Raw genomic sequence first — 23,058 nt, forward strand, 5'->3', positions numbered from 1 at the left:
CGGCCTCCGGGACCCGGACGGTCAGCTCGGGTCCGGCACCAGGAACTCGCACCACACGCACTTGCCGCTCCCCCGCGCCTCCACGCCCCACACGTCCGTGAGCAGGTCGACGAGGAGCAGCCCGCGCCCCGAGACCCCGCTCTCGCCCGCCTCGCGCCGGCGCGGGAGGGCGCTGGAGGAGTCCTCGACCTCGACCCGCAGCCTGCGTTCCGTGCCGTTGAAGACCCTGAGGGTGACGATCGCGGAGCCCTCGGTGTGCATCAGCGCGTTGGTGATCAGCTCGTCGGCGACCAGCTCGACCTCGTCGGACCGCTCGCCCACGCCCCACGCGCGGACCGCCGCCCGGATCATGTGCCGCGCCTCGGTGAGGGCCTCGGCGTCACCCGGACCCACATGCTGCTGGAGCCGCCCGCCGGACTGCGGCGCGTCGAGCCCGCGCCGGCGCAGCAGGAGCAGCGCCACGTCGTCCTCGCCGCCGCGCTCCTCGGCCACGTCGATGAGCAGATCGGCCAGGTCGCGCACGTCGTCGGGCCCGGAGGCGATGAGCGCGGCGAGGGTCTGCATGCCGTCGTCGAGGTCGGCGCCGGGCTGTTCGACGAGGCCGTCGGTGCACAGCAACAGGGTCTCGCCCGGGTCGAGTTCGATGGTCGAGACGGGATATTCGAGGCGCCCGAACTCGGCGGAGAGCCCGAGCGGCAGCCCGCCCACGACGGTCATCCTGCGGGACGTCCCGTCCAACTGCCGGACCAGCGGGTCGATATGACCGGCCCGGACCACCTGCACCACTCCGGTCGACAGGTCGACCTCGGCGTAGAGGCAGGTGGCGAAGCGCTCGGTGTCGAGTTCGTGGAGGAAGACGGACGCGCGGGCCATCACGGTGGCCGGGGTGTGCCCCTCGGCCGCGTACGCCTTGAGGACGATGCGCAGTTGCCCCATGACGGCGGCGGCGTGCGTGTCGTGCCCCTGGACGTCGCCGATGACCGCGCCGACCCGCCCGCCCGGCAGCGGGATCAGGTCGTACCAGTCACCGCCGATGTCCCGCCCGAGCTTCGCGGACCGGTACCGGACGGCGACGTCGGCGCCCGGCACGCTGGGGATCGCACGGGGCAGCATCGCCTGCTGGAGGCCCTGCGCGAGGTCCTTCTCCTGCTCGTAGAGCATCGCGCGCTGCATGCTCTGCGCGATGCTGCTGCCCAGCGCGACGAGCACGTTCCGCTCGTCCACCGAGAAACTGCGCCGGTCGTTGTAGAGCAGGCCCATCGCCCCGATCGGCCGCCCCTGCGCGATCAGCGGCAGATACGCGGCGGCCGTGATGTGCAGCTCCGTGATGTGCGGCCACAGCAGCGGGTACCGCTCGGCGAACTCCTCCGGGGACTCGATGAACGCCGGGGCCAGGGTCCGTACGACCTCCCCCATCGGGTACGGCTCGTCGATCCGGGTGACCTCGGTGCCGGGCACGAAGCTGCCCTCTGGCCCCTCCGCGACCAGCCGGATGCGCCCGGCCTCGACCAGGCCCATGACCAGGCTGGTCGCGCCGAGGTGGACGAGACCGTGGGTGTCCTTGAGGACGTCGATGACGTCCTGGACGGTCCGGGCGTGCGCGAGGGCGGCGGTGGTGAGCTGCACGACGTTGGTCTGCCGGCGCAGCGCCGCGTCCTGGGCGGCCTGTTCCCGGCGGGCCGCGCTCTCGGCGAGTTCCCGTGTGGCGTCCCGGACGATGCCGATGATCCGGCGGGGGCGGCCCGTCTCGTCGCGCCGGATGTAGCCCTGGGTGTGGGTCCAGCGCAGGGTGCCGTCGCGCAGCCGCACCCGGAAGTAGGCGCCGTAGTTCTCGCTGCCGTCCTTCATGGCCTGGGAGACGAGCCCGTCGAGCCGGTAGCCCTCCGGCGGCGGGACCCGGATCGCCAGCGTCTCGGGGTGTCCGTCGTATTCGTCGGGGCGCAGGTCGAAGACCTCGTGGGCCTGGGCGTCCATGTGGAACAGGCCGTTGTCCAGGTCCCAGTCGAAGCTGCCCATGCGGTTGAGCGCCAGGATCGGGTCCGGGTGGGCGGGCCAGTCGTCCGGGAGTGACAGGGCGCTCGCTCCCCGATCAACCATGCGGCCCACCTTGCCAGGATTCGCCCGATTCTTCGACTTGTCCGACTGCTCCGGTCTTCAACGTGTCCCACTGTTCCGGCGACACCCGGCGCGCTCAGCCGCCGAAGACGCTCGTCGGGCTGTCGAAGATGCTGCCGGTGGTGGTGTCGTCGGGGATCAGCCCGCCGCCGTCGGGCAGGTCGGGGGTCTCCGGGACGGACGGCGGTCCGATCTCGTCCGACGCGTCCTGATCCTGGGACGGTTCCGGTACGACCGTCCCGGCGCCCGGGGTGGCGCCGCGCTGCGACGGGGTGAGCGTGGTGCCGGGCGGACTGGTCGTCGGGGTGGCCGTGACGGTGGCGGCGGGGCAGTCCGCGGCACCGGGGGACGCGGGCGCGTCGCCGGGCCCGCCCGGGGTGACCGTGACGGTCGGGGTCACGCAGTCGGGGGCGGTGGGACGGTCGCCGGGCGACACGCTCTCGTCCCTCGGCGAGGGGCTCGTGCCGTCGCCGGGGCTCCGGGAGGCACTGGCGCTGTCGCTCGGACTGTCACTCGCACTGTCGCCAGGGCTGCTGCTCGGGCTGCTGCTCGGCCTCCGCGAGGGGCTCGTGCTGGTGCCGGGCGACACAGCGGACCCGCTGTCGTGCGGTCGCGGAGACGGCCGGGTGTGCGACGGCGTAGGCGTCGGCAAAGCGTGCGGCGGCCGGGGCACGGCATGGTCGTGATGCGGTCCGCGATGCCCGAGGGGCCGTTCGATCCAGGTGTTGTCGACGATATTGATGATCGTGATGTTGGTGATCACCTGGGGCGCGGGCCTCACCACGACCACCTCGGCGGGCCGGAACCCGGACCAGGCCCGGCCGCCGCCGCTCCCGACGGAGCCCTGACCCGCCCCGCCCGCCTTGAGCGGGTTGCCACAGGCGCAGCGGACCCGGGGCACGCCCCGGTTGTCCACGAGGACGGCGGTGCCCGTCTGGAGGACCGACTGGAACCCGGTCACCCGCGCGTCATGGAACCCGTGGTTGGTGACCCGGGTGTCCGCGCGCAGCACGACCGAGGTCAGTCCGCGCAGATAGCCGGGGACGTCGCCCGGCGAGATGCCCTCGGCCTGCGCGAAGGCGCGGGCCTTGGCCCGGTCGGCGGTGAGATAGGAGATCTGCCGCTCGACGTCACAGCTGCCGGTCCGCGCGGTGCCGCCGTAGAGGCCGGGCGTGGCGCCGGAGACGGCACGCGGGGGGCCCGTCGGCGTGGACGCGGTCCGCGCGGGTGTGGACTGCGCGGGAGTCGACCGCCCGGGTGTGGACTGCGCAGGTGTGGACTGCGGCGTTCGGGTGACCCGTGGCGGTGAGCTCGCGGCGGTCGCCGTGGAGTCCGTGAACGGGTCGGGGCCCTGTGCCGCGACGGGCTGGAGGAAGACCGCGCCGCTCGACTTCGTGTCCTTGCCGCCGTCGCCGCCGCAGCCGGCGACGAGGAGTGCCGCCGACAGCGCGCAGGCCGCGGTGATGGTTCCGGTGGATGTGCGCACCAGGTTCTCCCGCCTCAAGCCGGGTGATTCGCGACTATTGTCTGCTTCACTCACTTGGGTTACGCAACCGGAGGCATGGAACACGGAGAGTGAGACCCGTTTCAGGCGCGCCGACGGAGGGAGGAACACCCCGGTCATGGGATGGTTCACCGCACCCGACTATTGGCTGAGCCGGCTGGTCTTCCAGCGGGCCCTGGCCGGCGTCTACCTGGTCGCGTTCCTGACGGCGGCCGTGCAGTTCCGCGCGTTGTTCGGCGAACGCGGCATGCTGCCGGTCCCCCGCTTCGTCGCCCGCGCCCCGTTCCGCCGGGCCCCGAGCGTCTTCCAACTCCACTACACCGACCGCTTCTTCGCGGCCTGCGCGTGGACGGGCTGCGCCGTGTCGGCAGCCCTTGCGGCCGGACTCGACTCCCACCTGCCGCTCTGGGCCGCGATGTTGCTCTGGGCGGTCCCCTGGGTCCTCTACCTGTCGATCGTCAACGTGGGCCAGACCTGGTACGGGTTCGGCTGGGAGTCACTGCTCCTGGAGGTCGGCTTCCTGGCCGTCTTCCTGGGCAACGACACGGTGGCCCCGCCGGTCGTGGTGCTGTTCCTGCTCCGCTGGGTCCTGTTCCGGGTGGAGTTCGGCGCGGGCCTGATCAAGATCCGGGGCGACGCGTGCTGGCGAAAGCTGACGTGCCTGGACTTCCACCACGAGACACAGCCGATACCGGGCCCGCTGAGCTGGTTCTTCCACCACCTCCCCCGCCCACTGCACCGGATCGAGGTGGCCGCCAACCACGTCACCCAACTCCTCGTCCCCGTGCTCCTGTTCACCCCTCAGCCGGTCGCGACGGCCGCCGCGTCCCTGATGATCGCGACGCAGCTGTGGCTGGTCCTGTCCGGCAACTTCTCCTGGCTGAACTGGATCACCATCGTGCTGGCCGTCTCCGCGGTCAGGTTCCCGCACACACCACCGCCCACGGCCGACCCGCCCCTCTGGTACGAGGTCACGATCATCGCCGTCGCGGCCCTCCTCCTCTGGCTGAGCCACCGCCCGGTCCGCAACATGGTCTCCCGCCGCCAGATCATGAACCGCTCCTTCGACCCGCTCCATCTGGTCAACACCTACGGCGCGTTCGGCACCGTCGGCCGCATCCGCCACGAGGTGGTGGTCGAGGGCACGGCCGACGCCGTACCCCACGAGGAATCCGGCTGGCGGGAGTACGAGTTCAGGGGCAAGCCGGGCGATCCCCGCCGCTGGCCGCGCCAGTTCGCGCCCTACCACCTGCGGCTGGACTGGATGATGTGGTTCGCGGCCCTCTCCCCCGGCTACGCCGAGCCATGGTTCGGCGCCCTGGTGGAACGCCTCCTGGAGAACGACCGCGACACCCTACGGCTCCTGCGCCGCTCGCCGTTCCCGCCCGACACTCCCCCGCGCTACATCCGCGCCCGTCTCTTCCGCTACCGCTACACGACCTGGCGGGAGTTGAGGGAGACGGGCGCGTGCTGGGAGCGGACGTTCGTACGGGAGTATCTGCCGCCGACACGGCTCGCCAGGGCGGCTCAGAGGCCGTAGACGCGCGTGGCGGTGCCCTCGAAGACCTCGGCGCGTTCGGCCGCGCCGAGTGCGCGGGTCAACTCCCGTGCCGCGTCGGCGACCTGGCCGTAGGTCGCGGCCAGGGTGCACACCGGCCAGTCGGAGCCGAACATCAGGCGGCTCGGGCCGAAGGCGTCGAGCGCGGTGTCCGTGTAGGGCCGGAGGTCCTCCGTGCGCCAGGTCTTCCAGTCGGCCTCGGTGACCAGGCCGGAGAGTTTGCCGTACGCGTTGGGGAGCGCGGCCAGGGCACGGACGGAGGTCGCCCAGGGCTCCTGGTGGCCCGAGGCGATGGGGGGTTTGCCCAAGTGGTCGAGGACGAAGGTGAGCTGGGGCAGGGACTTGGCGGCCTCGACGGCGGCCGGGAGCTGGTGCGGCAGGACGACCAGGTCGTGGACGAGTCCGGCGTCGGCCAGGGCGGTGAGGCCGCGGCGGACGTCCGGGCGCAGCAGCCAGTTCGGGTCGGGCTCGCTCTGCACCTGGTGGCGGATGCCCTTCAGGTAGTGGCCGCCGGGGAGTTCGCGGAGGCGGGCGAGTTCGTCGGCGATGTCGGGGCGGGTGAGGTCGGTCCAGCCGACGACTCCGGCGATCAGGTCGTGCGTGTCGGCGAGGGCGAGGAACTCGGGGGTCTCCTCGGCCACGGTGACCGTCTGCACGAGGACGGTCCGGTCGACGCCGGCCGCGCGGGCCTCGGGTGCGAGGTCGGCGACGGTGAAGTCCCGGCGCAGCGGCTGGAGTTCGGGTCCGGTGATCCAGTCCTGGTCGCGGACCGAGAGGTCCCAGACGTGATGGTGGGCGTCGACCGTCATGGCAGCTCCCACACGACGGGCAGGCCGGCGTCGGCCCCCTGGCTGGAGTAGTCGTGGACCACGTCGAGGAGCTGGGTCATGCGGGCCTGCCAGGCGACGTTCACCGGGAGCTGGTCCAGCTCGGCGAGGAGTCGGGCGTAGTCGTCGCAGTCCAGGACGTGGAAGAGGTCGGTGCCGCTGCGCCAGATCGTCCAGGAGGTGGCACCGGCGGCGCGGATCGCTGCGGTGAGTTCCTCGGGGACCTCGCGGTGGGCGTCCTCGTAGGCGGCGATCCGGTCGGCGCGGACCTTGGTGTGCAGGGCCACTCTCATGACGGCTCCTCCGTGGGGATCGGGGCGTCGGTGGACAACAGCCCCGTGTCCCGCAGTTCCTGCCAGAAACCGGCGGGCACGGGTGTGGCGAACTGCCGGGCGCAGTCCAGCACTTCGGCCTCCGAACGGGCGCCGACCAGGACACTCGCCACGGCCGGGTGGGCCGCGCAGAAGGCGAGGGCGGCGGCACGCAGGGTGATGCCGTGGCGCTCGGCCACCGCCTTCATCCGCAGGGCGCGGTCCAGCAACTCGCGTGGAGCCTGGGCGTAGTTGTACGTCGCGTCGGGCTTCGGGTCCGCCAGCAGACCGGAGTTGAAGGCCCCGCCGATCACCACCGACGTGCCGCGCGCCACCGCGGCCGGGAGCAGTTCGGCGAGCGCGCTCTGGTCGAGCAGCGTGTAGCGCCCGGCGCACAGCACCACGTCCACGTCCGTGTCCTGGACGAACCGGGTCAGCATCCCGGCCTGGTTCATGCCCGCGCCGATCGCTCCGACGACACCCTCCTGGCGGAGTTTCTCCAGCGCCGGATAGCCCTCGCGGAAGGCTTGTTCGGCGTGGTCGTCGGGGTCGTGGAGGTAGACGATGTCGACACGGTCGAGGCCGAGCCGTTCGAGGCCGGCGTCCAGGGTGCGGCGTATCCCGTCGGCGCTGAAATCCCAGACCCGGCGCCGCTCGGCGGGCACGGCGAACCCGTTGGCGAGGTCGTCGCCGGTCACCGTCTCCACCCGTTCCAGTCGCCGTCCGACCTTGGTGGAGATCGCGTACGACGACCGCGGGTGCTCGCGCAGCGCCGCGCCGAGCCGTCGCTCGGACAGGCCGAGGCCGTAGTGCGGTGCGGTGTCGAAGTAGCGAATCCCCTGCTGCCAGGCCGTGTTGACGGCCTGGTGTGCCTGGTCGTCGCTCACCTCGGTGTACAGGTTGGCGATCGCGGCCCCGCCGAAGCCCAGCCCGCTGAGCTCGACCCCACTGCCGCCGAGGGCGCTCACCGGCCCACCGGCCGCAGCCGCAGCCCCTGCATGCCGCCGTCCACGGCGAGGGAGGTGCCGGTGGTGGCGCCGGACAGCGGGCTCGCCAGGTAGGCGATGGCGCCCGCGACTTCGGCCGCCTCGACGAGGCGTCCCGAGGGCTGGCGGGCGGCGAGGGCGGCGCGTTCGGCGGCCGGGTCGGACGCCGAGTCGAGGAGGCGGCCGACCCAAGGGGTGTCCGCCGTACCGGGGTTGACGCAGTTGACGCGGATGCCCTCGCGGAGGTGGTCGGCGGCCATGGCGAGGGTGAGGGAGTACACGGCGCCCTTCGTGGCGCTGTACAGGGCGCGTTGGGGCAGTCCCGCGGTGGCCGCGATGGAGCAGGTGTTGACGATCGCCGCGTGGGCCGACTCGCGCAGGTGCGGGAGGGCCGCGCGGGCGACGCGGACCATGCCGATGACGTTGACGTCCAGGACCCGGTGCCACTCCTCGTCGTCGTTGTCCTCGACGGTGCCCTGGGCGCCGATGCCCGCGTTGTTGACGACCACGTCGAGTCCGCCGAGGTCGGTGACGGCGGCGGCGACGGCCCGGCGGACGGAGGCGTCGTCGGTGACGTCGGCGCGGTAGCCGAGCAGCGGCTTCTCGACGGAGGAGGGGTCGAGGTCGAGCACGGCGACCGAAGCGCCGCGCTCGGCGAGGAGTTCGGCGGTGGCCCGGCCGATGCCGGAGGCGCCGCCGGTGACCAGGGCCCTGATCCCCTGGAAGTCGGTCATGCCGCGTGTCCCTTCTGCCGGTCGAGGTCGGCGGCCCAGAAGGTGCCGCCGGGGAACGTGTACCGCGCGATCGACTCGGGCCGCATGGCGGCGGAGAAACCGGGCGCGGTGGGTGCCCTGTAATGACCCTCGCTGATCACCACCGGATCGAGGAAGTGGTCGTGCAGATGATCGACGTACTCGATGACGCGGTCGTCGGTGGTGCCCGCGACGGCGAGGTAGTCGAACATCGAGAGGTGCTGGACGAGTTCGCACAGGCCGACGCCGCCCGCGTGCGGGCAGACGGGGACGCCGAACTTGGCGGCGAGCAGCAGGATCGCCAGGTTCTCGTTGACGCCGCCGACGCGGGCCGCGTCTATCTGGAGGATGTCGAGGGCGCCCGCCTGGAGCAACTGCTTGAAGACGATGCGGTTCTGGACGTGTTCGCCGGTGGCGACCTTGACCGGGGCGACGGCGGCGCGGATGGTGGCGTGGCCCAACACGTCGTCGGGGCTGGTGGGTTCCTCGATCCAGTACGGGTCGAACCCGGCGAGCGCCTTGGTCCAGCGGATCGCCTCGGCCACGTCCCAGCGCTGGTTGGCGTCGATCGCCATGCGGATGTCGGGTCCGACGACCGAACGGGCCACCCGGCAGCGGCGGATGTCGTCGTCGAGGTCGGCTCCGACCTTCAGCTTGATCTGCCGGAAGCCGTCCGCGACGGCCTGCGCGGCGAGCCGGGTGAGCTTCTCGTCGTCGTAGCCGAGCCATCCGGCGGAGGTGGTGTAGGCGGGGAAGCCGCGCTCCAGCAGGGTGTTCCTGCGGCCTTCCGCGCCAGCCCTGCCGCGGCGCAGGATGTCGAGGGCCTCGTCCGGGGTGAGGGCGTCGGTGATGTATCTGAAGTCGATCTGGCTGACGAGCCATTCGGGGTCGGCGTCGGCGAGGAGCTGCCAGAGCGGTTTGCCGGCGCGCTTGGCGGTGAGGTCCCAGGCCGCGTTGACCACGGCGCCGATCGCCATGTGCATCACGCCCTTCTCGGGCCCCAGCCAGCGGAGTTGGCTGTCGCCGATCAGCTCGCGGTTCAACGTCCCCGGGTCCGCGCAGAGTTCGTCGACGGACCGGCCGATCACATGGTCCCGCAGCGCGTCGATCGCGGCGACCTGGACATCGTTGCCCCGCCCGATGGTGAAGGAGAACCCGTGCCCCTCGTGCCCGTCGGCCGCGTCGGTGCGCAGCACGACGTACGCGGCCGAGTAGTCGGGGTCCGGGTTCATCGCGTCGGAGCCGTCCAGCTCGCGCGAGGTGGGGAAGCGGATGTCGTAGGTGTCGACCGCGGTGACGCGGGCGGGGGTCGGGGACACGGAGGGCCTTTCGGTCGGGGACAGGTTTCCGGTGCCGTGCGGGTGCCGGAGGCCGGTGGGGTCAGTCCTGGGCGCGGCCGGTGGTGACGCGGGCGATCATCAGGGCGACCAGGATGATCCCGCCGTAGATGGCCTGGATCCAGAAGGACGGGACCTGGGCGAGGGTGAGCAGGTTCTGCACGACTCCCAGCAGGAGGACGCCCGTCAGGGCGCCGAACATGGTGCCCTTGCCGCCGTCGAGGCTGATGCCGCCGATGACGGCCGCCGCCATGACGGTGAAGATCATGTTGTTGCCCTGGTTGGCGCTGATCGCGCCGACGTAGCCGGTCTGCATGATGCCGCCCACCGAGGCGAGGACGCCGGCGACGACGGAGACGCCGAGCAGCATGCGGTCGACGCGGATGCCGGCCGCGCGGGCCGCCTCCTGGTTGCCGCCGATCGCGTAGAGGGCGCGGCCGACGCGGTGGTACTTGAGCACGAATCCGGCGATCGCGAAGCAGACCGCGGCCAGCCACACCGACATCGGGACGCTGAGGAAGGTGGTGGTGGCCAGGGTGAAGAAGGAGTCGGGCATGCCGAACAGCGTCTTGCCCTTGGTGGCGCCGACCAGCAGCCCGCGCAGCACGATCAGCATGGCGAGGGTGACGATGAAGGCGTTGAGCTTGAACTTCACCACGAGGATGCCGTTGAAGGCGCCGATGATCCCGCCCACGACGAGGACGGCGACGAGGGCGAGCGGGGCCGCCCACTCGGTGCCCCAGCCGGACTCGGCGGCCGGCAGGACCAGCAGGGCGCCGATGGCGGGCGCGATGCCGACCACCGACTCCAGCGACAGGTCGATCTTGCCGGTGATGAGGATCAGCGACTCGGCGAGGACCACCATCGCGAGGGCGGCGGAGGCGCCCAGGATGGAGATCAGGTTCCGTTCGGTGAGGAACGAGTCGTTGACGATCGCGCCGAGCACGAGGAGTACCAACAGGGCTGGTACGAGGGCGAGTTCACGGGCCCGGCGGAGCAGGACCGTCCGGGCCGAGCGCGCCCCCGCGGTGCGGGGGGCGGTGGGCGCCGGGGCCGCCTTGGTGTCAGCCATGGTCCACTCCTTCGATGGAGGCGATCAGCTCGTGGTCGCGCCAGCCCGCCGGGTGCTCGGCGACGACACGGCCGTGGAAGAGGACGAGGACGCGGTCGCAGCGCCGCAGGTCGTCGAGTTCGTCGGAGACGACGAGCACGGCGGTGCCGTCGTCGCGGGCGCTGTCCATGCGGGCGAGCAGTGACTCCTTGGACTTCACGTCGACGCCCGCGGTGGGGTTGATGAGGACCAGCAGCCTGGGGTCGGAGGCGAGCGCGCGGGCCATGACGACCTTCTGCGCGTTGCCGCCGGACAGGTCGGAGACGGGCTGTTCGGGGCCCTCGGTGTGGATGTCGAGCCGGTCGATCAGCTCGGTGGCGAACGCGCGCTTGCGCTCGCCGCCGACGAACCCGAAGCGGCCGAGCCGGTCCAGGACCGTCATCGTGGCGTTGTCGCCGATGGACATGCCGAAGACCAGTCCCTGTCCGTGCCGGTCGCGCGGCACACAGCCGACCCCGGCCTTTAGTGAGGCCTGCACATCCCCGAACGGCAGCTTCTCACCGTCGAGTTGAGCGGTTCCGCCGGTCGGTGTGTACAGCCCGGTGAAGGACTCGGCCAGCTCTATCTTGCCGCTGCCGCTCGACCCGGCGAGGCCGACGACCTCGCCCTCGCGGACGGTGAGGTCGACGTTCTCGTACGCGTCGGAGGTGAGCCCGTGCGCCTCCAGGAGGACGGGCGCCTCGGTGTCCAACTCCCTCAGCTGGACGTCGAGTTCGTCGATGGACTCCCCCGCCATGGCCTCCACGAGCGCCCGGCGGGGGAGTTCGGCGACCGGTGCGGTCGTGATCCAGCGCGCGTCGCGCAGCACGGTGACCGTCTGGCACACCTCGTACACCTCCTGGAGGTGGTGCGAGATGAACAGGAAGGTGACGCCGGACTCCTGGAGCGCCCGCATGCGGGTGAAGAGCCGCTCGATCTCCCGGTTGTCGAGCTGGGCGGTCGGTTCGTCGAGGACGATGAACCGGGCGCCGAAGCTCAACGCCCGTGCGATCTCCACCATTTGGCGGTCCTCGACCTTGAGGTCGGCGGTGCGCGCCTCGGGGTCGACGCGCACGTCCCAGGTGTCGAGGAGTTCGGCGGCCTCCGTGCGGAGCCTGCGCCAGCTGATGACACCGCCCCGGGACTGCGGCTGCCGGTTGATGAAGAGGTTCTCGGCGACCGTCAACTCGGGTACCACGGTGGGCTTCTGGTAGACGCACGCGACCTTGGCGCGCCAGGCGTCTCGGTCGGTGAGCGGGGGCGCGGGCTCGCCGTCGAAGCGGACCGTGCCCTCGTCGGGGGCCTGGAGTCCGGTGAGGACGGTGACGAGGGTGGACTTGCCCGCGCCGTTGCGGCCGACGAGGGCGTGGGACTCGCCGGGCAGCACGGTCAGCCGGCCGTCGGCGAGGGCGACGGTCGGGCCGTACCGCTTGACGATGCCCCGCGCCTCAACAAGTGGGGTACTCATTTGACCGTGTTGCCCCAGAGCTTGGGGTCGTCGACGTTGTCCTTCGTGACCAGGGGCGCGGGGAGCTGGTCCTCCAGGATGCCGCTGGGCAGCTTGACGATCGTGGAGTCGTGGTCGGTGGGGCCGGGCTTGAAGGTCTTCCCCGCCATCGCGGCCTTGATGTAGTACATGCCGTACTTGGCGTAGGCGTCGGCCGGCTGGGAGACGGTGGCGTCGATCTCGCCCTTGCGGATCGCGTCGAACTCCTGCGGGATGCCGTCGTTCGAGACGATCGTGATGTGCCCGGCCTGGCCCGCCTTCTTCAACAGGCCCTTGGACTTGAGGGTTTGCAGCGTGGGCGCGAGGTAGACGCCGCCCGCCTGCATGTAGATGCCCTTGATGTCGGGGTTGGCGTTGAGCAGTGTGTCGAGCTTCGAGGCCGCGGTGTCGGACTCCCACTTGGCGGGGATCTCCAGGACCTTGAGCTTCGGGTACTTCTTCTTGACGCAGGCCCTGAACGCCTGTGACCGGTCACGGCCGTTGACCGAGGCGAGGTCGCCCATGATCTGCACGACCTTGCCGCTGGTGATGTGCGCCCCGAGGTAGTCGCAGGCCTTCGCGCCGTACGCGACGTTGTCGGCGCGCACGACCATCGCGACCTTGCCCTTGTCGGGCGCCACGTCGACCGCGACGACCGGCACGCCCTTGCGGTCGGCCTGGTCGAGGCCGGCTTCGATGGCGGCGCTGTCCAGCGGGGCGACGACCAGGCCCTTGACGCCCTGGTTCAGCTCGTTGTTGATGTCGGTGATCTGCTGCGAGGGGTCGCTGTTGGAGTTGACCGTCTTCAGTGCCTGCACACCTTCGGACTTCGCCATCTTCGGCACGTAGTCGTTGTACGACTGCCAGAACGGCGAGGTCAGCAGGGGCAGGACCACCCCGACCTTGCCCGTGCCGCCCCCGCCGGCGCTGGACGCGCCGGTGTCCTTGGTGCTGCCGCACGCCGTGAGCGCGAGGGTGCCGCACGCGGCCGCCGCCGTCGCACGCACCGCCCACGCGGTCAGTCGTCTGCCTTGCCGTCCGTTCCGCACAGTGCTGCCGGCCATCTGTCGGGCTCCTCATCGAGCGTGATCGAGCAGTTGCCGGAATATTTATCAGACCACTTCGGCCCTACAACACCCTCAGGAGCCAAATTTTCGCGGTTTCGAGCCGTAGTGGTCGGACCACATCTGTGAATAGACTGCGCGGACCGGCGACAGGAGGAGTGGCGTGGACGAGATCCTGCCGAGCGAGACGGAACCGGAGGCCGCCGTGCCGAAGGGCACGGTGACGCAGCGCGCCATCGACTCGATCAAGGCCCTGATCGGCGAGGGCCGCCTCGAACCGGGCCAGCGGCTGCCCACCGAGCGCGACCTCGCGGCCCAACTGGGCATCTCCCGCAGCTCGATGCGCGAGGCGATCCGCGCGCTCACGGTGCTGGGCGTCCTGGAGGCACGGCACGGTTCGGGCATCTACGTCACGCGGCTGGAGGCCGGCGACCTGCTGGAGACCTTCGGTGTCGTCGCCGATCTCTCGCGCGGCCCGCAGCTGGTCGAACTCCTCGAAGTCCGCCGCATCCTGGAGTCGACGGCGACCGCCCTGGCCGCCGCCCGGATCACCCCGGACCAGCTGGCCGAGGTCGAGAAGCACCTCACGGCGATGAACGCCACCGACGACCCCGAGGAGATCCTCGCCCACGATCTCGCCTTCCACCGCGAGATCGCCGCCGCCGCGGGAAACGACACCATGGCCGCGATCCTGGAGGGCCTGTCGTCCCGCACGTTCCGGGCCCGGGTCTGGCGCGGCTACCAGGAGGAGGGTGCCTTCGCCCGCACCCGCCGCGAACACTCCGCGATCCACCGGGCGTTGGTCGCCCGCGACCCGGAGGCGGCCCGCGCGGCGGCGGCCTCGCACGTGGGCGAGGTAGAGGTGTGGCTCAGGATGCAGCTGGGGTCCTGACCGTCACCCGTACGGCCACCGTGCCCGCGGAAACCCCCTCACGACCGGCGCCCAGGTCCTACCATGACCGTCTCGCCAGGGGGACGAGGGCACGTACGGGGGACGGCGATGGACGGCACGGTGGAAGTGGTCCTGTCCGTGACGGGTGAGGAGTCCGCGTACCTGCGGGCGACCGAACTCCGCGATCTGTGGCAGTACTTGACGGACCGTCCGGAACTCCGGGGACGCGTCACCAGACACACGACGGACGAGACGGACACGGGTCGTCTGGGCCCGCTGACCGACGCACTGGTCGCCGCGCTCGAACCGGGCGGCGCCTTCACGGTCCTCGCCGGAGCCGTCGTGGCCTGGATCAAGTTCCGGCCTCGCACCGAGTCGATCAGGCTCACCGTCCGCCGCCCGGACGGCAGTTGCGTGGAGATCGAGCTGAAACGGCAGCAGGCGAAGGAGTACGACGCCGTCGACAGGATGGTCCGGGCGGCCCTCCAGCCGCCACCGGACCCCTCGACCGCCGCCTCGGACCACGCCGGGTGAGCCCGGCATGGGCGCCCCGTCCGACCCCGTACGCCGGCTGTTCCTGGGCTACGAGGGGACACGCGCGGTCGTCGTGTCCGCCTCCCCGCCCGACGGCAGCGCCGACTTCCCGTACCGCCCGTCGGTGCACCGCTCCGCCGACACACTGGCCCGGCTCCTGGTCGAGCGCTGCGGTCTCGCCCCGGACCGGCTCCTGCGGCTGACGGACCCAAGGCGCCCCGACGACGTCCTCGGACCGGTCGGACGCCTCGCCCGGGAGGCCTCGGGCGGCCTGCTCCTGCACTACGTGGGACACGGGGTGCAGGCACCTCGCCGCCGGGACGACTCCCTTCTCCTGGTGACCGCGGACGCGGCACGCCTGACGTACGGCAGTCCCTCGCTCGGCAACACGGCGCTCCGGTTCGAGGAGCTGATGAGCGCGCTGGAGCCGGTCGGTGACGCGCCTCTGATCGTCGTACTGGACTGCTGCTTCTCCGGACTCCCGCTCAGCACCGGGGAGTTCGCCGGGAGCAGGCTGCATGCGCTGGCCGGGCGGGCGGGGCGGCCGAGTCTGCTGCTGACCTCGGCGGACGACGAGCAGCAGGCCCACGCGCCCGGCGGCGCCGACCACACGGCCTTCACCGGGGACGTCATCCGCTTCCTCGACGGCGGCGCCTCCCCCGGGCATCCGCTGCTGACCGTCGGCCATCTCCTCGACCACACGCGACGCCCCCGCCCCGAGGGCCGGTCGGTGTCCACCCCGCAGTCGTCCGCCCACAACCGCGTCGAGCGCATCGTCCTCGCCCCCAACTCCGCCTGGACAGCGGCCGATCCGGGCCAGGACGGCGACTGCGAGGCCGCCGACTACGGCCACCCCGAGTGCCCCTATCCCGGCCTCGCGCCGTTCGACTCGTCCGGCGTCCAGTGGTTCTTCGGTCGTACGGCCGAGGTCGACACCCTCGTCCGGCGGGTCGTCGCCCGGCGCGGTCAGGGGCCGTTGCTCCTCACCGGGGCCTCCGGCATCGGCAAGACCTCCCTTCTGCGGGCCGGGCTGCTGCCCGCGCTCGCGGTGGGCAACGTCGCTCCGGAGACGAGGAGTTGGCACCAGCTGACCCTGACCCCCACGGACCGTCCGCTCCAGGCACTGGCCGGCGCCGTCCTGGAACGGGACGCCGGACCAGCCGAAGTGGACAACCTGGCCCGGCGGTTGGCGGCCGACCCGCACACGCTGGTCGAGGCGCTCCGGGTCCGGGCCGAGCGGCTCGACGCACAGCACGTCCCGGCCCACCACCTGGTGGTCGTGGACCAGGCGGAGGAGATGTTCCGGTACAGGGACGACACCGGGACGGCCGCCGGGAAGGCGGAACGGGATGCCTTCGTCGCCTGCCTGATCGCCGCCTCCGTGACAGCCGAGGGTCCTTTGACAGAGGCACCGGCAAGTGTCGTCCTGTCCGTGCAGCACAGTGACCTCGGCGCGCTGTTGCCCTACGAGTCCCTGGAGCCGGCGCTGACACCGGGTGCCGGCCTGTTCGTCGTACGGCCCCTCGCCGCACGCCATGTGGACGAGGTGATCACCGGTCCGGCGCGCGCGGCGGGGCACGTCATCAGCGCCGGGCTGCTCGCCCGGCTACGGGCCGACGTGGCGCTGCACCGGGAGGCGCGGGCCGACTTCGACAGCGGTGTCCTGCCCCTGCTGTCGCACGCCCTGCGCGGCACCTGGGAGGAGCACCGCGGCCGTACGCTGCGCACTGCGGACTACGCGCGCACCGGGGGTCTCGGCCGTTCCATCGCCCATGCCGCCGACGCTTTCTACGAGAGCCTGACCAGTGACGAGGACCGCAGGACGGCCAGGGAGATCCTGGTCGAACTCGTGCACTGGACAGGCGAGACGGAGCAGACCGTCAAGCGGCTCCGCACGGAGGTGCTCGGCTCGTACTTCCCCGCCGACCGGCAGCGCGCCTTCCGCACCGTGCTCGGTCTGCTGAAGCAGCACCGCCTGGTCACCGAGGACGAACACCACGTCCAGCTCGTCCACCGTTCCCTGCTGATGAACTGGGCCGCACTGGAGCAGTGGGTGGAGCAACTCCACGACGGCGAACCGCTGTTGCGGCTGCGGCTGGAGCGGACCGCGGCCGACTGGGAGGAGCAGCGGGCCGACCGACTGCTGTGGCTGGGGCAGGAGTTGGCGAGCGCGCGGGACTGGGCGAACCGCCAACAGGGTCGGATCAACAGCACCGTTCAGGATTTCCTGGCCGCGTCCGCCGAGTACGAGCGGCGGCGCAGGGTGCGCCAAAGGGTGGTCTCCGGGCTGGTGGTGCTCGCCGTCCTGATCGCCTCGGGCGCCGGTTTCGGCTTCAAGGCGCTCCAGGCGGACTGGCAGCGGCAACGGGAGCGGTCCGTCCGGACCCTGCTCGCCGACGCCGGGTCGGCGCGTGCCACCGACCCCGCGCTGGCAGCCCAACTCGCCCTCGCCGCCTACCGGATCGAGCGCACCGACGCCACACGGGACGCCGTACTGACCGCCGCCTCCACCCGCTCCTCGGTCCAACTCACCGCGCGGGGGCCGGACATCACCTCACTGTCCTTCGACCGCACGGGGACCCGTCTGGTAGCCGCCGGTGCCGGACACGTGCGGATGTGGCCCGTCGACAGCGGCGGCCCGGCCGGACCGCCCACGCGCCTCTCCGGCACGAGCGGCACGAACCTCGCCGTGTTCCGCCCGACGGCAGGGCACTCGCCCTCACCACACGGGACGGGTCCACCCGCGAGGGCATGGTCCAGGCCCACGTGGCCCTGCGCCCCACGTCCACCGCCGCACACCCCACCGGACAGGCGGTCACCGGTGTCTTCAACGCGCCCGTCATGGGCCTGGCGTTCCGCCCCGACGGCCGCCGGCTCGCCCTGAATCTCTACCCCGGGTTCACCCTGGTCCTCGACACCACCCACGGCACCTCCGTGCCCGTCGCCTGGCCGCACACGCTCATCGCCGGCGACTCCGCGCCCATCGTCTACGGCGGCAAGGGCCGATGGCTGGCGGTCGGCGCCCAGAACGGCAACGTCGTCGTCCTGGACGCGACCACCCCGCGCCCCGCGCTGCTGAGACTCCACCAGGCCGACAGTCCCGTCAGCGCACTGGCCGTGAACCCCGCCGGGACGCTCCTGCTCGCCGGCCACCGGAACGGAACGGTGTCGCGCTGGCGGATCGGCGACGACGGCAGGACCTCGGTCGCGCTCCCCCACCGGACCTCGCTCACGGGCAAGGGCCCGGTGGTCGGCCTCGCCTTCACGGCCGACGGCCGGGAGTGGGCGGTCGCCTACCGCGACACCGGCGTACGCGTCTTCGGCACGGGCGACGACCGGCTGACCGCGCGGGTGAGCACCGCCGACCCTCTCACCGCGATGGCCGTCTCCCCGGACGGCCGCGCCCTCGCCACCGCCTCCGGCCCCCGGCTCGCGCTCCACCGCCTGCCCGATCCGCTGGCCCGCACCCAGCCGGGCGGCCTGACCGCACTCGCGGTCCGCCCCGACGGCGCCCTGATCGCGGGCGGCGGACGCACCGGTCCCGTCTCCCTCTGGTCCCCGGGCCCGGACCGTTCGCTACGGCCCGTCGGCGCCCTTTCCCACGGCGGTGCTCGTCCGGGCACGCTCAACGCCCTCGCCTTCGGCGGCCGGGACGGTGCGCTGCTGGCCGGCGGGTTCGGCTCCGGCACGGTGCTGCTCTGGAGACCCACCCGCTCCGACGCCCCGGTAGCGCGGCTCGTGACCCGGTCGTCCGAGCTGGCCGTCTCCCTTGCCCTGAGCCGGGACGGCACCCTGCTGGCCGCGGGCACACCGGACGGCCGGGTCTACCTCTGGAACCTGTCGGACCCCGAGCACATCGCTGACCCGACCGGCGTCGACGGCCACTCCGGCGCGGTCACGGGACTCTCGTTCCTGGGCGGTACGCATCGCCTGGCCATCGGCTCGGACGACGGCGCGGTGGACGTCTGGAGCCTGACGGACTGGACCCTGCCCGCCCTGGACCTCAAGCTCGCGGGCACCGGCTCGAAGACCGGCCGCGCGCTGGCGGCGAGCGCGGACGGGACGGTGCTGGCGGCGGCGGGAGAGCGTGGCTCGGTGACGGTCTGGAGCCTGAGCGCCGGTGCCGCCCGGTCGACCGCCCACCTCGACGCGGACACCGGCGCAGGCTCCGGCTCCGGCGATGTCGTCGCCCTGGCCCTCGGGGTGGGCACCCGCCCCGGCTCCCCGCTCCTCGCGGCACTCGGCGACGACGGCGCCGTACGGCTGTGGGAGTCCCGGCAGCCGGGGATGTGGACCGGGAAGGGGACCGTGGGCGGTGGCGAGGACCGCGCCACGGCCCTCGCGGCCGCGTCCGCCGCGGGCCCGGATCTGGTGACGGCGACCGGCGACGGACGGCTCCAACGGTGGTTCGTGGACGCCAACTCGGCCGCCGCCCAGGTGTGTTCGGCCCGTGGCGCGTCGACGACCGCGCGGCTGTGGCGGACGGCGTTCCCCGCCGGCCCGCCCTGCCGCTCCGACGGCGGTCAGCGCCCGGCGACGGCGTCGTCCACCTTGCGGTAGGCGACCTCGGCGATGTGCTGGGCGACGTCCGAGTCGGCCGCCTCACCGAAGGTCATGATCGCGAGGCTGATCACGATGCCCCGGGGATGCAGCAGATAGACCAGGTCGGTGTTCTGGCGGAGCCCGTAGGCCGACGTCTCCACCCGCCCCGCCACCGTGCGCTCGCCGATCGCCGGGAACGCCAACGGGCTCATGTCACCGGTGAGTTCACCCGCGACCAGCCGATGGCAGTCCCGGAAGACGTCCGCCTCCAGCTCCACCTCCTCGCGCGCGTCCTCGATCCTGCGCGGGGTGAGCACCTCGTACACCAGCGACACGGGCTGGAACCGCTGCAACCTCGCGTCCACGGACGGCTGTAGCGGCGGCTTCCGGTACGCGTTCACGCGGTCCATCGCCGCGCACCCCGTCGAACCGGCGGAGGTCGCGGGCGCCGAGGCGGGCGGGGCAAGGGACTTGGAGAAGCCCTCCAGGTCGGCGGCGACGAGGAGGGCGGAGGTGAGGTGCAGCGGGGTGCCGGAGATCAACACCGTCGGTGTTGCCGTCGGTGTTCCCGTCACCGGTGTCGTCGCCATGCCCGAGGATTCCCTTGCCGGCGGGTCCACGGACGGGACGTGACCCCCTCGCGAGCACGCGGCCAGCGCCAGCGAACCGGCCACCGCCGCGCACATCAACCCCCGGCGCATGGTGTCTCCCCCGCGCCATTCCCCCGGCCCGCCGGTCGTGGTCCCCGACAGCACCTGGCGCGAGTCGAGACGATACGCACCGAAAAGGGCGCCCACCATCGATTCCGCCGGATTGTCCGCGGCACACGGGCCGTGCGTCCAACATCACCGCCCGTGTGCGCGACACTCCTCGGCGTACGGCCCGCCTCAGCTCCGCCGCAGCCTGAGGGTCCGCAACTCGAAGGGCCGCAGGGCCAGTTGGATGTGGTCCCCGTCCCACTCGGGCGCGGCCGCGTCGGCCGACGGCCGCTCCAGCAGGTCTACGGCCTCCACGGCGTCGAACGCGAAGCCCACCGTCAGGGTCGCCTTGGCCCGTCCCCCGTGCGCCTCGTGGAAGCGGACCACGACGTCACCGCTCCCGTCGTCGGCCAGCTTCACCGCGGTGACGACGACCGCGTCCCGGTCCACGCTCACCAGCGGCGCGACCTCCTGCCCTCCCTCGACCCGCCGCTCCGGCAGGTTGATTCGCCACCCCTCGCGCACCGCGTCGCCGATGCCCGCGCCGGGCACCAGCGCGTGCCGGAAGCGGTGGACGCCCTGGTCGGTCTCGGGGTCGGGGAAGCGCGGGGCGCGGAGCAGGGAGACGCGGACCGTGGTGGTCGTGCCCTTGTCGCCGTCGCCGCGGACGGTACGGGTCACGTCGTGGCCGTACGTCGAGTCGTTGACGACGGCGACGCCCCAGCCGGGTTCCTCAAGGTGGACGAAGCGGTGGTTGCAGGCCTCGAACTTGGCGGCCTCCCATGAGGTGTTGGTGTGCGTGGGCCGGTGGAAGTGCCCGAACTGGGTTTCGGACGCGTACCGTTCGGCGTGCACGTCCAGGGGGAAGGCGAGCTTCAGGAACTTCTCGGTCTCGTGCCAGTCCACCTCGGTGTCGATGAGCAGCCGCCGCTCACCGGGCGCGAGGGACAGCACCTGGGTGACCCGGGACGCGCCGAAGGACCGTACGATCCGCACGGCGTTGTCGGCCTCCGCCACGACCTCCTCCGCGTCGGTGAGGTCGGTGACGGTGTTGCGGTAGAACTCGTCGACGTCCCAGGCGTCCCACATGTTCGGGAAGTCCGGGTGGAGTTGGAGCAGGTTCGCGGCCCGGCCGGGGGCGATCGTCTCGCGCTCGGCCTCGATGTCGTAGGCGGAGACGACCAGGCCCCGGGCGTCGATCTCGACGCGCAGGAGTCCGTTCTCCAGCACGTGCCCGCCGCCGACCCGGGTCGCGAGTGCCGTCTCGCCCTGGACGGCCGGGGTCCGCGCGCCGCCCGCGAGGACGCCTTCGCGGCTGTGCGGCGCGGAGTTGAAGAGGAGGGGGGTCGTGCCCTCCCCCGCCAGGGCGCGCTGGGCCGCGTCGATGACGGCGTTCAGCTCCGAGGCGGTCCGCTCGTAGGTGCGGCGGGCCTCGCGGTGGACCCAGGCGATGGAGGAGCCGGGCAGGATGTCGTGGAACTGGTGGAGCAGGACCGTCTTCCAGATCCGGTCCAAGTCCTCGTACGGGTAGGGGAATCCGGTCCGTACGGCGGCCGTCGCCGCCCACAGTTCCGCCTCGCGCAGGAGGTGTTCGCTGCGGCGGTTGCCCTGCTTGGTCTTGGCCTGGCTGGTGAGGGTGGCGCGGTGCAGTTCGAGATACAACTCGCCGACCCAGACGGGGGGTTCGGGGTATTCGGCCTCGGCCTTCTCGAAGAACTCCTTCGGGGTCTCCCAGACCACGGACGCCGAGCCTTCGAGGTCGTGCAGCCGGGCCGCCTTGGCGACCATCTCGCGGGTGGTGCCGCCGCCTCCGTCGCCCCAGCCGGTGGGCGCGAGGGAGTGGCGGGCGACGCCCTTGTCCTTGAAGTTGCGTGCCGCGTGGGCGATCTCGCGGCCCTGCATGGAGCAGTTGTAGGTGTCGACGGGCGGGAAGTGGGTGAAGATCCGGGTGCCGTCGATGCCCTCCCAACGGAAGGTGTGGTGCGGGAACTTGTTCGTCTGCGACCAGGAGATCTTCTGTGTCAGCAGCCACTTGGAGCCCGCGGCCTTGATGATCTGCGGGAGTCCGGCGGCGAAGCCGAAGGTGTCGGGCAGCCAGGCCTCCTCGTTCTCGATGCCGAACTCGTCGAGGAAGAACCGCTTCCCGTGCACGAACTGCCGGGCCATCGCCTCCGAACCCGGCATGTTGGTGTCCGACTCGACCCACATGCCACCGGCCGGCACGAACCGCCCGTCCGCCACCGCCTTCTTGACCCGCGCCCACACCTCGGGCCGGTGCTCCTTCACCCAAGCCCACTGCTGGGCCTGCGACATGGCGAAGACGAAGTCGGGCTCGTCCTCAAGGAGGGCCGTCATGTTGGAGGTGGTGCGCGCGACCTTGCGGACCGTCTCGCGCAGCGGCCACAGCCATGCCGAGTCGATGTGCGCGTGTCCGATGGCGCTGATGCGGTGCGCGGACGGGACGGCGGGCGAGGCGAGGACGGCGGCCAGCTGTGAACGGGCGTGCTCCGCCGTGCCGTTGACGTCCTGGAGGTCCACGGCGTCGAGCGCCTTCTCGATCGCCCGCAGCAGGTCCCAGCGGCGCGCGGAGTCCACCGGCAGCTCGGCCATCAGCTCTCCGAGGACCTCCAGGTCGAGGACGAGGTTCCAGACGTTCTCGTCGAGGACGGCGAGGTCCATGCGGGTCAGCGTGTACTGCGGCTCGCTGCCCGCGGTCTCCTTGTCGCCCAACTGGGTGGGCAGGAACGGGTGGTAGTCCAGGACCACCGGGTTGGACGCGGCCTCGATGTGCAGCCGCACCTCCTCGCCGCCGGCGACGGGGGCGCCGATCCTGACCCACTGGTTGCGCGGGTTGAGGCCCTTCACGGGGGTGCCGTCGGGCCGGTAGACGAGGCCCTCGCACTGGAAGCCGGGCATGTTCTCGTCGAAGCCGAGGTCGAGCAGCGCCTCGACGGTCTTCCCGGCCCACTCCTGGGGGACGGTCCCGGTGACGCGGAACCAGCTGGTGCCCCAGGGAGCGCCCCACCGGGCACCCACCGCGATCGGTTCGGGTGTGCCCGCGAGCCCCTCGGCCACGGGCACCGGCTCGTCGGGCGCGTGCCAGACGGCCACCTCCAGCGGCACGGACTCGGGATACACGGCGGGACGGATGCGCTCTTCGAGGACGCGCTTGAGGCGGGCTTCGACCAGGCTGCGGTCGTCATGCATGCGGGGTGCTCCGTAGCTCGGTTGCGGGTGGGGTCAGGGGTGCTGCCAAGCGGGTGTTACCAGGCGTAGGTGACGGTCACGGGGGCCGACGCTGTGTAGAGCTCCCCTGTCGCGCGCGGTTCGAACCTCGTCTCCCGGGGCGGCGCAGGCGGTCG

The 23,058-nt window shown here is 72.0% G+C and carries 17 protein-coding genes; 5 read left to right on the forward strand and 12 right to left on the reverse strand.

Going from position 1 to position 23,058, the window contains the following annotated elements:
- Positions 1–21 precede the first annotated feature (21 nt).
- Complete coding sequence (locus ACIRB1_RS01915; protein ID WP_352181273.1) at positions 22–2,097, reverse strand: SpoIIE family protein phosphatase; 2,076 nt, start codon at positions 2,095–2,097, stop codon at positions 22–24.
- A gap of 94 nt (positions 2,098–2,191) precedes the next feature.
- Complete coding sequence (locus ACIRB1_RS01920) at positions 2,192–3,601, reverse strand: DUF6777 domain-containing protein (protein WP_403464226.1); 1,410 nt, start codon at positions 3,599–3,601, stop codon at positions 2,192–2,194.
- A gap of 136 nt (positions 3,602–3,737) precedes the next feature.
- Between ACIRB1_RS01920 and ACIRB1_RS01925 the strand changes: the two genes are divergently transcribed.
- Entirely contained in the window at positions 3,738–5,159 is a 1,422-nt protein-coding gene (locus ACIRB1_RS01925; protein WP_403464227.1) for a lipase maturation factor family protein, read from the forward strand.
- Here the strand turns inward: ACIRB1_RS01925 and ACIRB1_RS01930 are convergent.
- From ACIRB1_RS01930 to ACIRB1_RS01965, 8 genes are all read right to left on the reverse strand, one after another.
- Complete coding sequence (locus ACIRB1_RS01930; protein ID WP_403464228.1) at positions 5,147–5,986, reverse strand: amidohydrolase family protein; 840 nt, start codon at positions 5,984–5,986, stop codon at positions 5,147–5,149. The genes ACIRB1_RS01925 and ACIRB1_RS01930 overlap by 13 nt on opposite strands.
- Positions 5,983–6,297, reverse strand: a complete 315-nt coding sequence (locus ACIRB1_RS01935) for an L-rhamnose mutarotase (protein WP_328931550.1) — start codon at positions 6,295–6,297, stop codon at positions 5,983–5,985. Before ACIRB1_RS01935 ends, ACIRB1_RS01930 begins: the two co-directional genes overlap by 4 nt.
- A complete protein-coding gene (locus ACIRB1_RS01940) occupies positions 6,294–7,283 on the reverse strand; it encodes an aldo/keto reductase (RefSeq protein ID WP_403464229.1) in 990 nt (329 codons plus the stop codon). The genes ACIRB1_RS01935 and ACIRB1_RS01940 overlap by 4 nt, the downstream gene beginning before the upstream one ends.
- On the reverse strand, positions 7,280–8,035 hold the full coding sequence (locus ACIRB1_RS01945) for an SDR family NAD(P)-dependent oxidoreductase (RefSeq protein WP_403464231.1): 756 nt from the start codon (positions 8,033–8,035) through the stop codon (positions 7,280–7,282). The genes ACIRB1_RS01940 and ACIRB1_RS01945 overlap by 4 nt, the downstream gene beginning before the upstream one ends.
- Complete coding sequence (locus tag ACIRB1_RS01950; protein ID WP_352181267.1) at positions 8,032–9,372, reverse strand: L-fuconate dehydratase; 1,341 nt, start codon at positions 9,370–9,372, stop codon at positions 8,032–8,034. Before ACIRB1_RS01950 ends, ACIRB1_RS01945 begins: the two co-directional genes overlap by 4 nt.
- Positions 9,373–9,433: 61 nt before the next feature.
- Complete coding sequence (locus ACIRB1_RS01955) at positions 9,434–10,462, reverse strand: ABC transporter permease (RefSeq protein WP_352181266.1); 1,029 nt, start codon at positions 10,460–10,462, stop codon at positions 9,434–9,436.
- A complete protein-coding gene (locus ACIRB1_RS01960) occupies positions 10,455–11,948 on the reverse strand; it encodes a sugar ABC transporter ATP-binding protein (protein ID WP_403464234.1) in 1,494 nt (497 codons plus the stop codon). Before ACIRB1_RS01960 ends, ACIRB1_RS01955 begins: the two co-directional genes overlap by 8 nt.
- Entirely contained in the window at positions 11,945–13,030 is a 1,086-nt protein-coding gene (locus ACIRB1_RS01965; RefSeq protein WP_403464235.1) for a sugar ABC transporter substrate-binding protein, read from the reverse strand. Before ACIRB1_RS01965 ends, ACIRB1_RS01960 begins: the two co-directional genes overlap by 4 nt.
- 163 nt (positions 13,031–13,193) lie before the next feature.
- On the opposite strand from ACIRB1_RS01965, the gene ACIRB1_RS01970 reads away from it, so the two are divergent.
- From ACIRB1_RS01970 to ACIRB1_RS01985, 4 genes are all read left to right on the forward strand, one after another.
- Positions 13,194–13,922 (forward strand): FadR/GntR family transcriptional regulator, encoded by a 729-nt coding sequence (locus ACIRB1_RS01970; RefSeq protein ID WP_403464236.1) that lies wholly within the window; start codon positions 13,194–13,196, stop codon positions 13,920–13,922.
- Between the two features lie 63 nt (positions 13,923–13,985).
- Positions 13,986–14,456: a hypothetical protein gene (locus tag ACIRB1_RS01975; protein WP_403464237.1), complete on the forward strand. Its 471-nt coding sequence runs from the start codon at positions 13,986–13,988 to the stop codon at positions 14,454–14,456.
- A 7-nt stretch (positions 14,457–14,463) separates the two neighbouring features.
- On the forward strand, positions 14,464–17,340 hold the full coding sequence (locus ACIRB1_RS01980; RefSeq protein WP_403464239.1) for a hypothetical protein: 2,877 nt from the start codon (positions 14,464–14,466) through the stop codon (positions 17,338–17,340).
- A gap of 494 nt (positions 17,341–17,834) precedes the next feature.
- Positions 17,835–19,016 carry a WD40 repeat domain-containing protein gene (locus ACIRB1_RS01985; RefSeq protein ID WP_403464879.1) on the forward strand — a complete coding sequence of 394 codons (1,182 nt, stop codon included), beginning with the start codon at positions 17,835–17,837 and terminating at the stop codon, positions 19,014–19,016.
- Here the strand turns inward: ACIRB1_RS01985 and ACIRB1_RS01990 are convergent.
- Both ACIRB1_RS01990 and ACIRB1_RS01995 read right to left on the reverse strand, forming a co-directional pair.
- Complete coding sequence (locus tag ACIRB1_RS01990; RefSeq protein ID WP_403464240.1) at positions 18,980–19,588, reverse strand: hypothetical protein; 609 nt, start codon at positions 19,586–19,588, stop codon at positions 18,980–18,982. The two genes, ACIRB1_RS01985 and ACIRB1_RS01990, sit on opposite strands and share 37 nt — an antisense overlap.
- A gap of 297 nt (positions 19,589–19,885) precedes the next feature.
- A complete protein-coding gene (locus tag ACIRB1_RS01995; RefSeq protein WP_403464241.1) occupies positions 19,886–22,903 on the reverse strand; it encodes an alpha-mannosidase in 3,018 nt (1,005 codons plus the stop codon).
- Between the last annotated feature and the right edge of the window lie 155 nt (positions 22,904–23,058).

Origin of the sequence: Streptomyces sp. NPDC096013 (assembly GCF_044763565.1) — a bacterium.
In the GTDB taxonomy this organism is placed as follows: Bacteria; Actinomycetota; Actinomycetes; order Streptomycetales; family Streptomycetaceae; genus Streptomyces.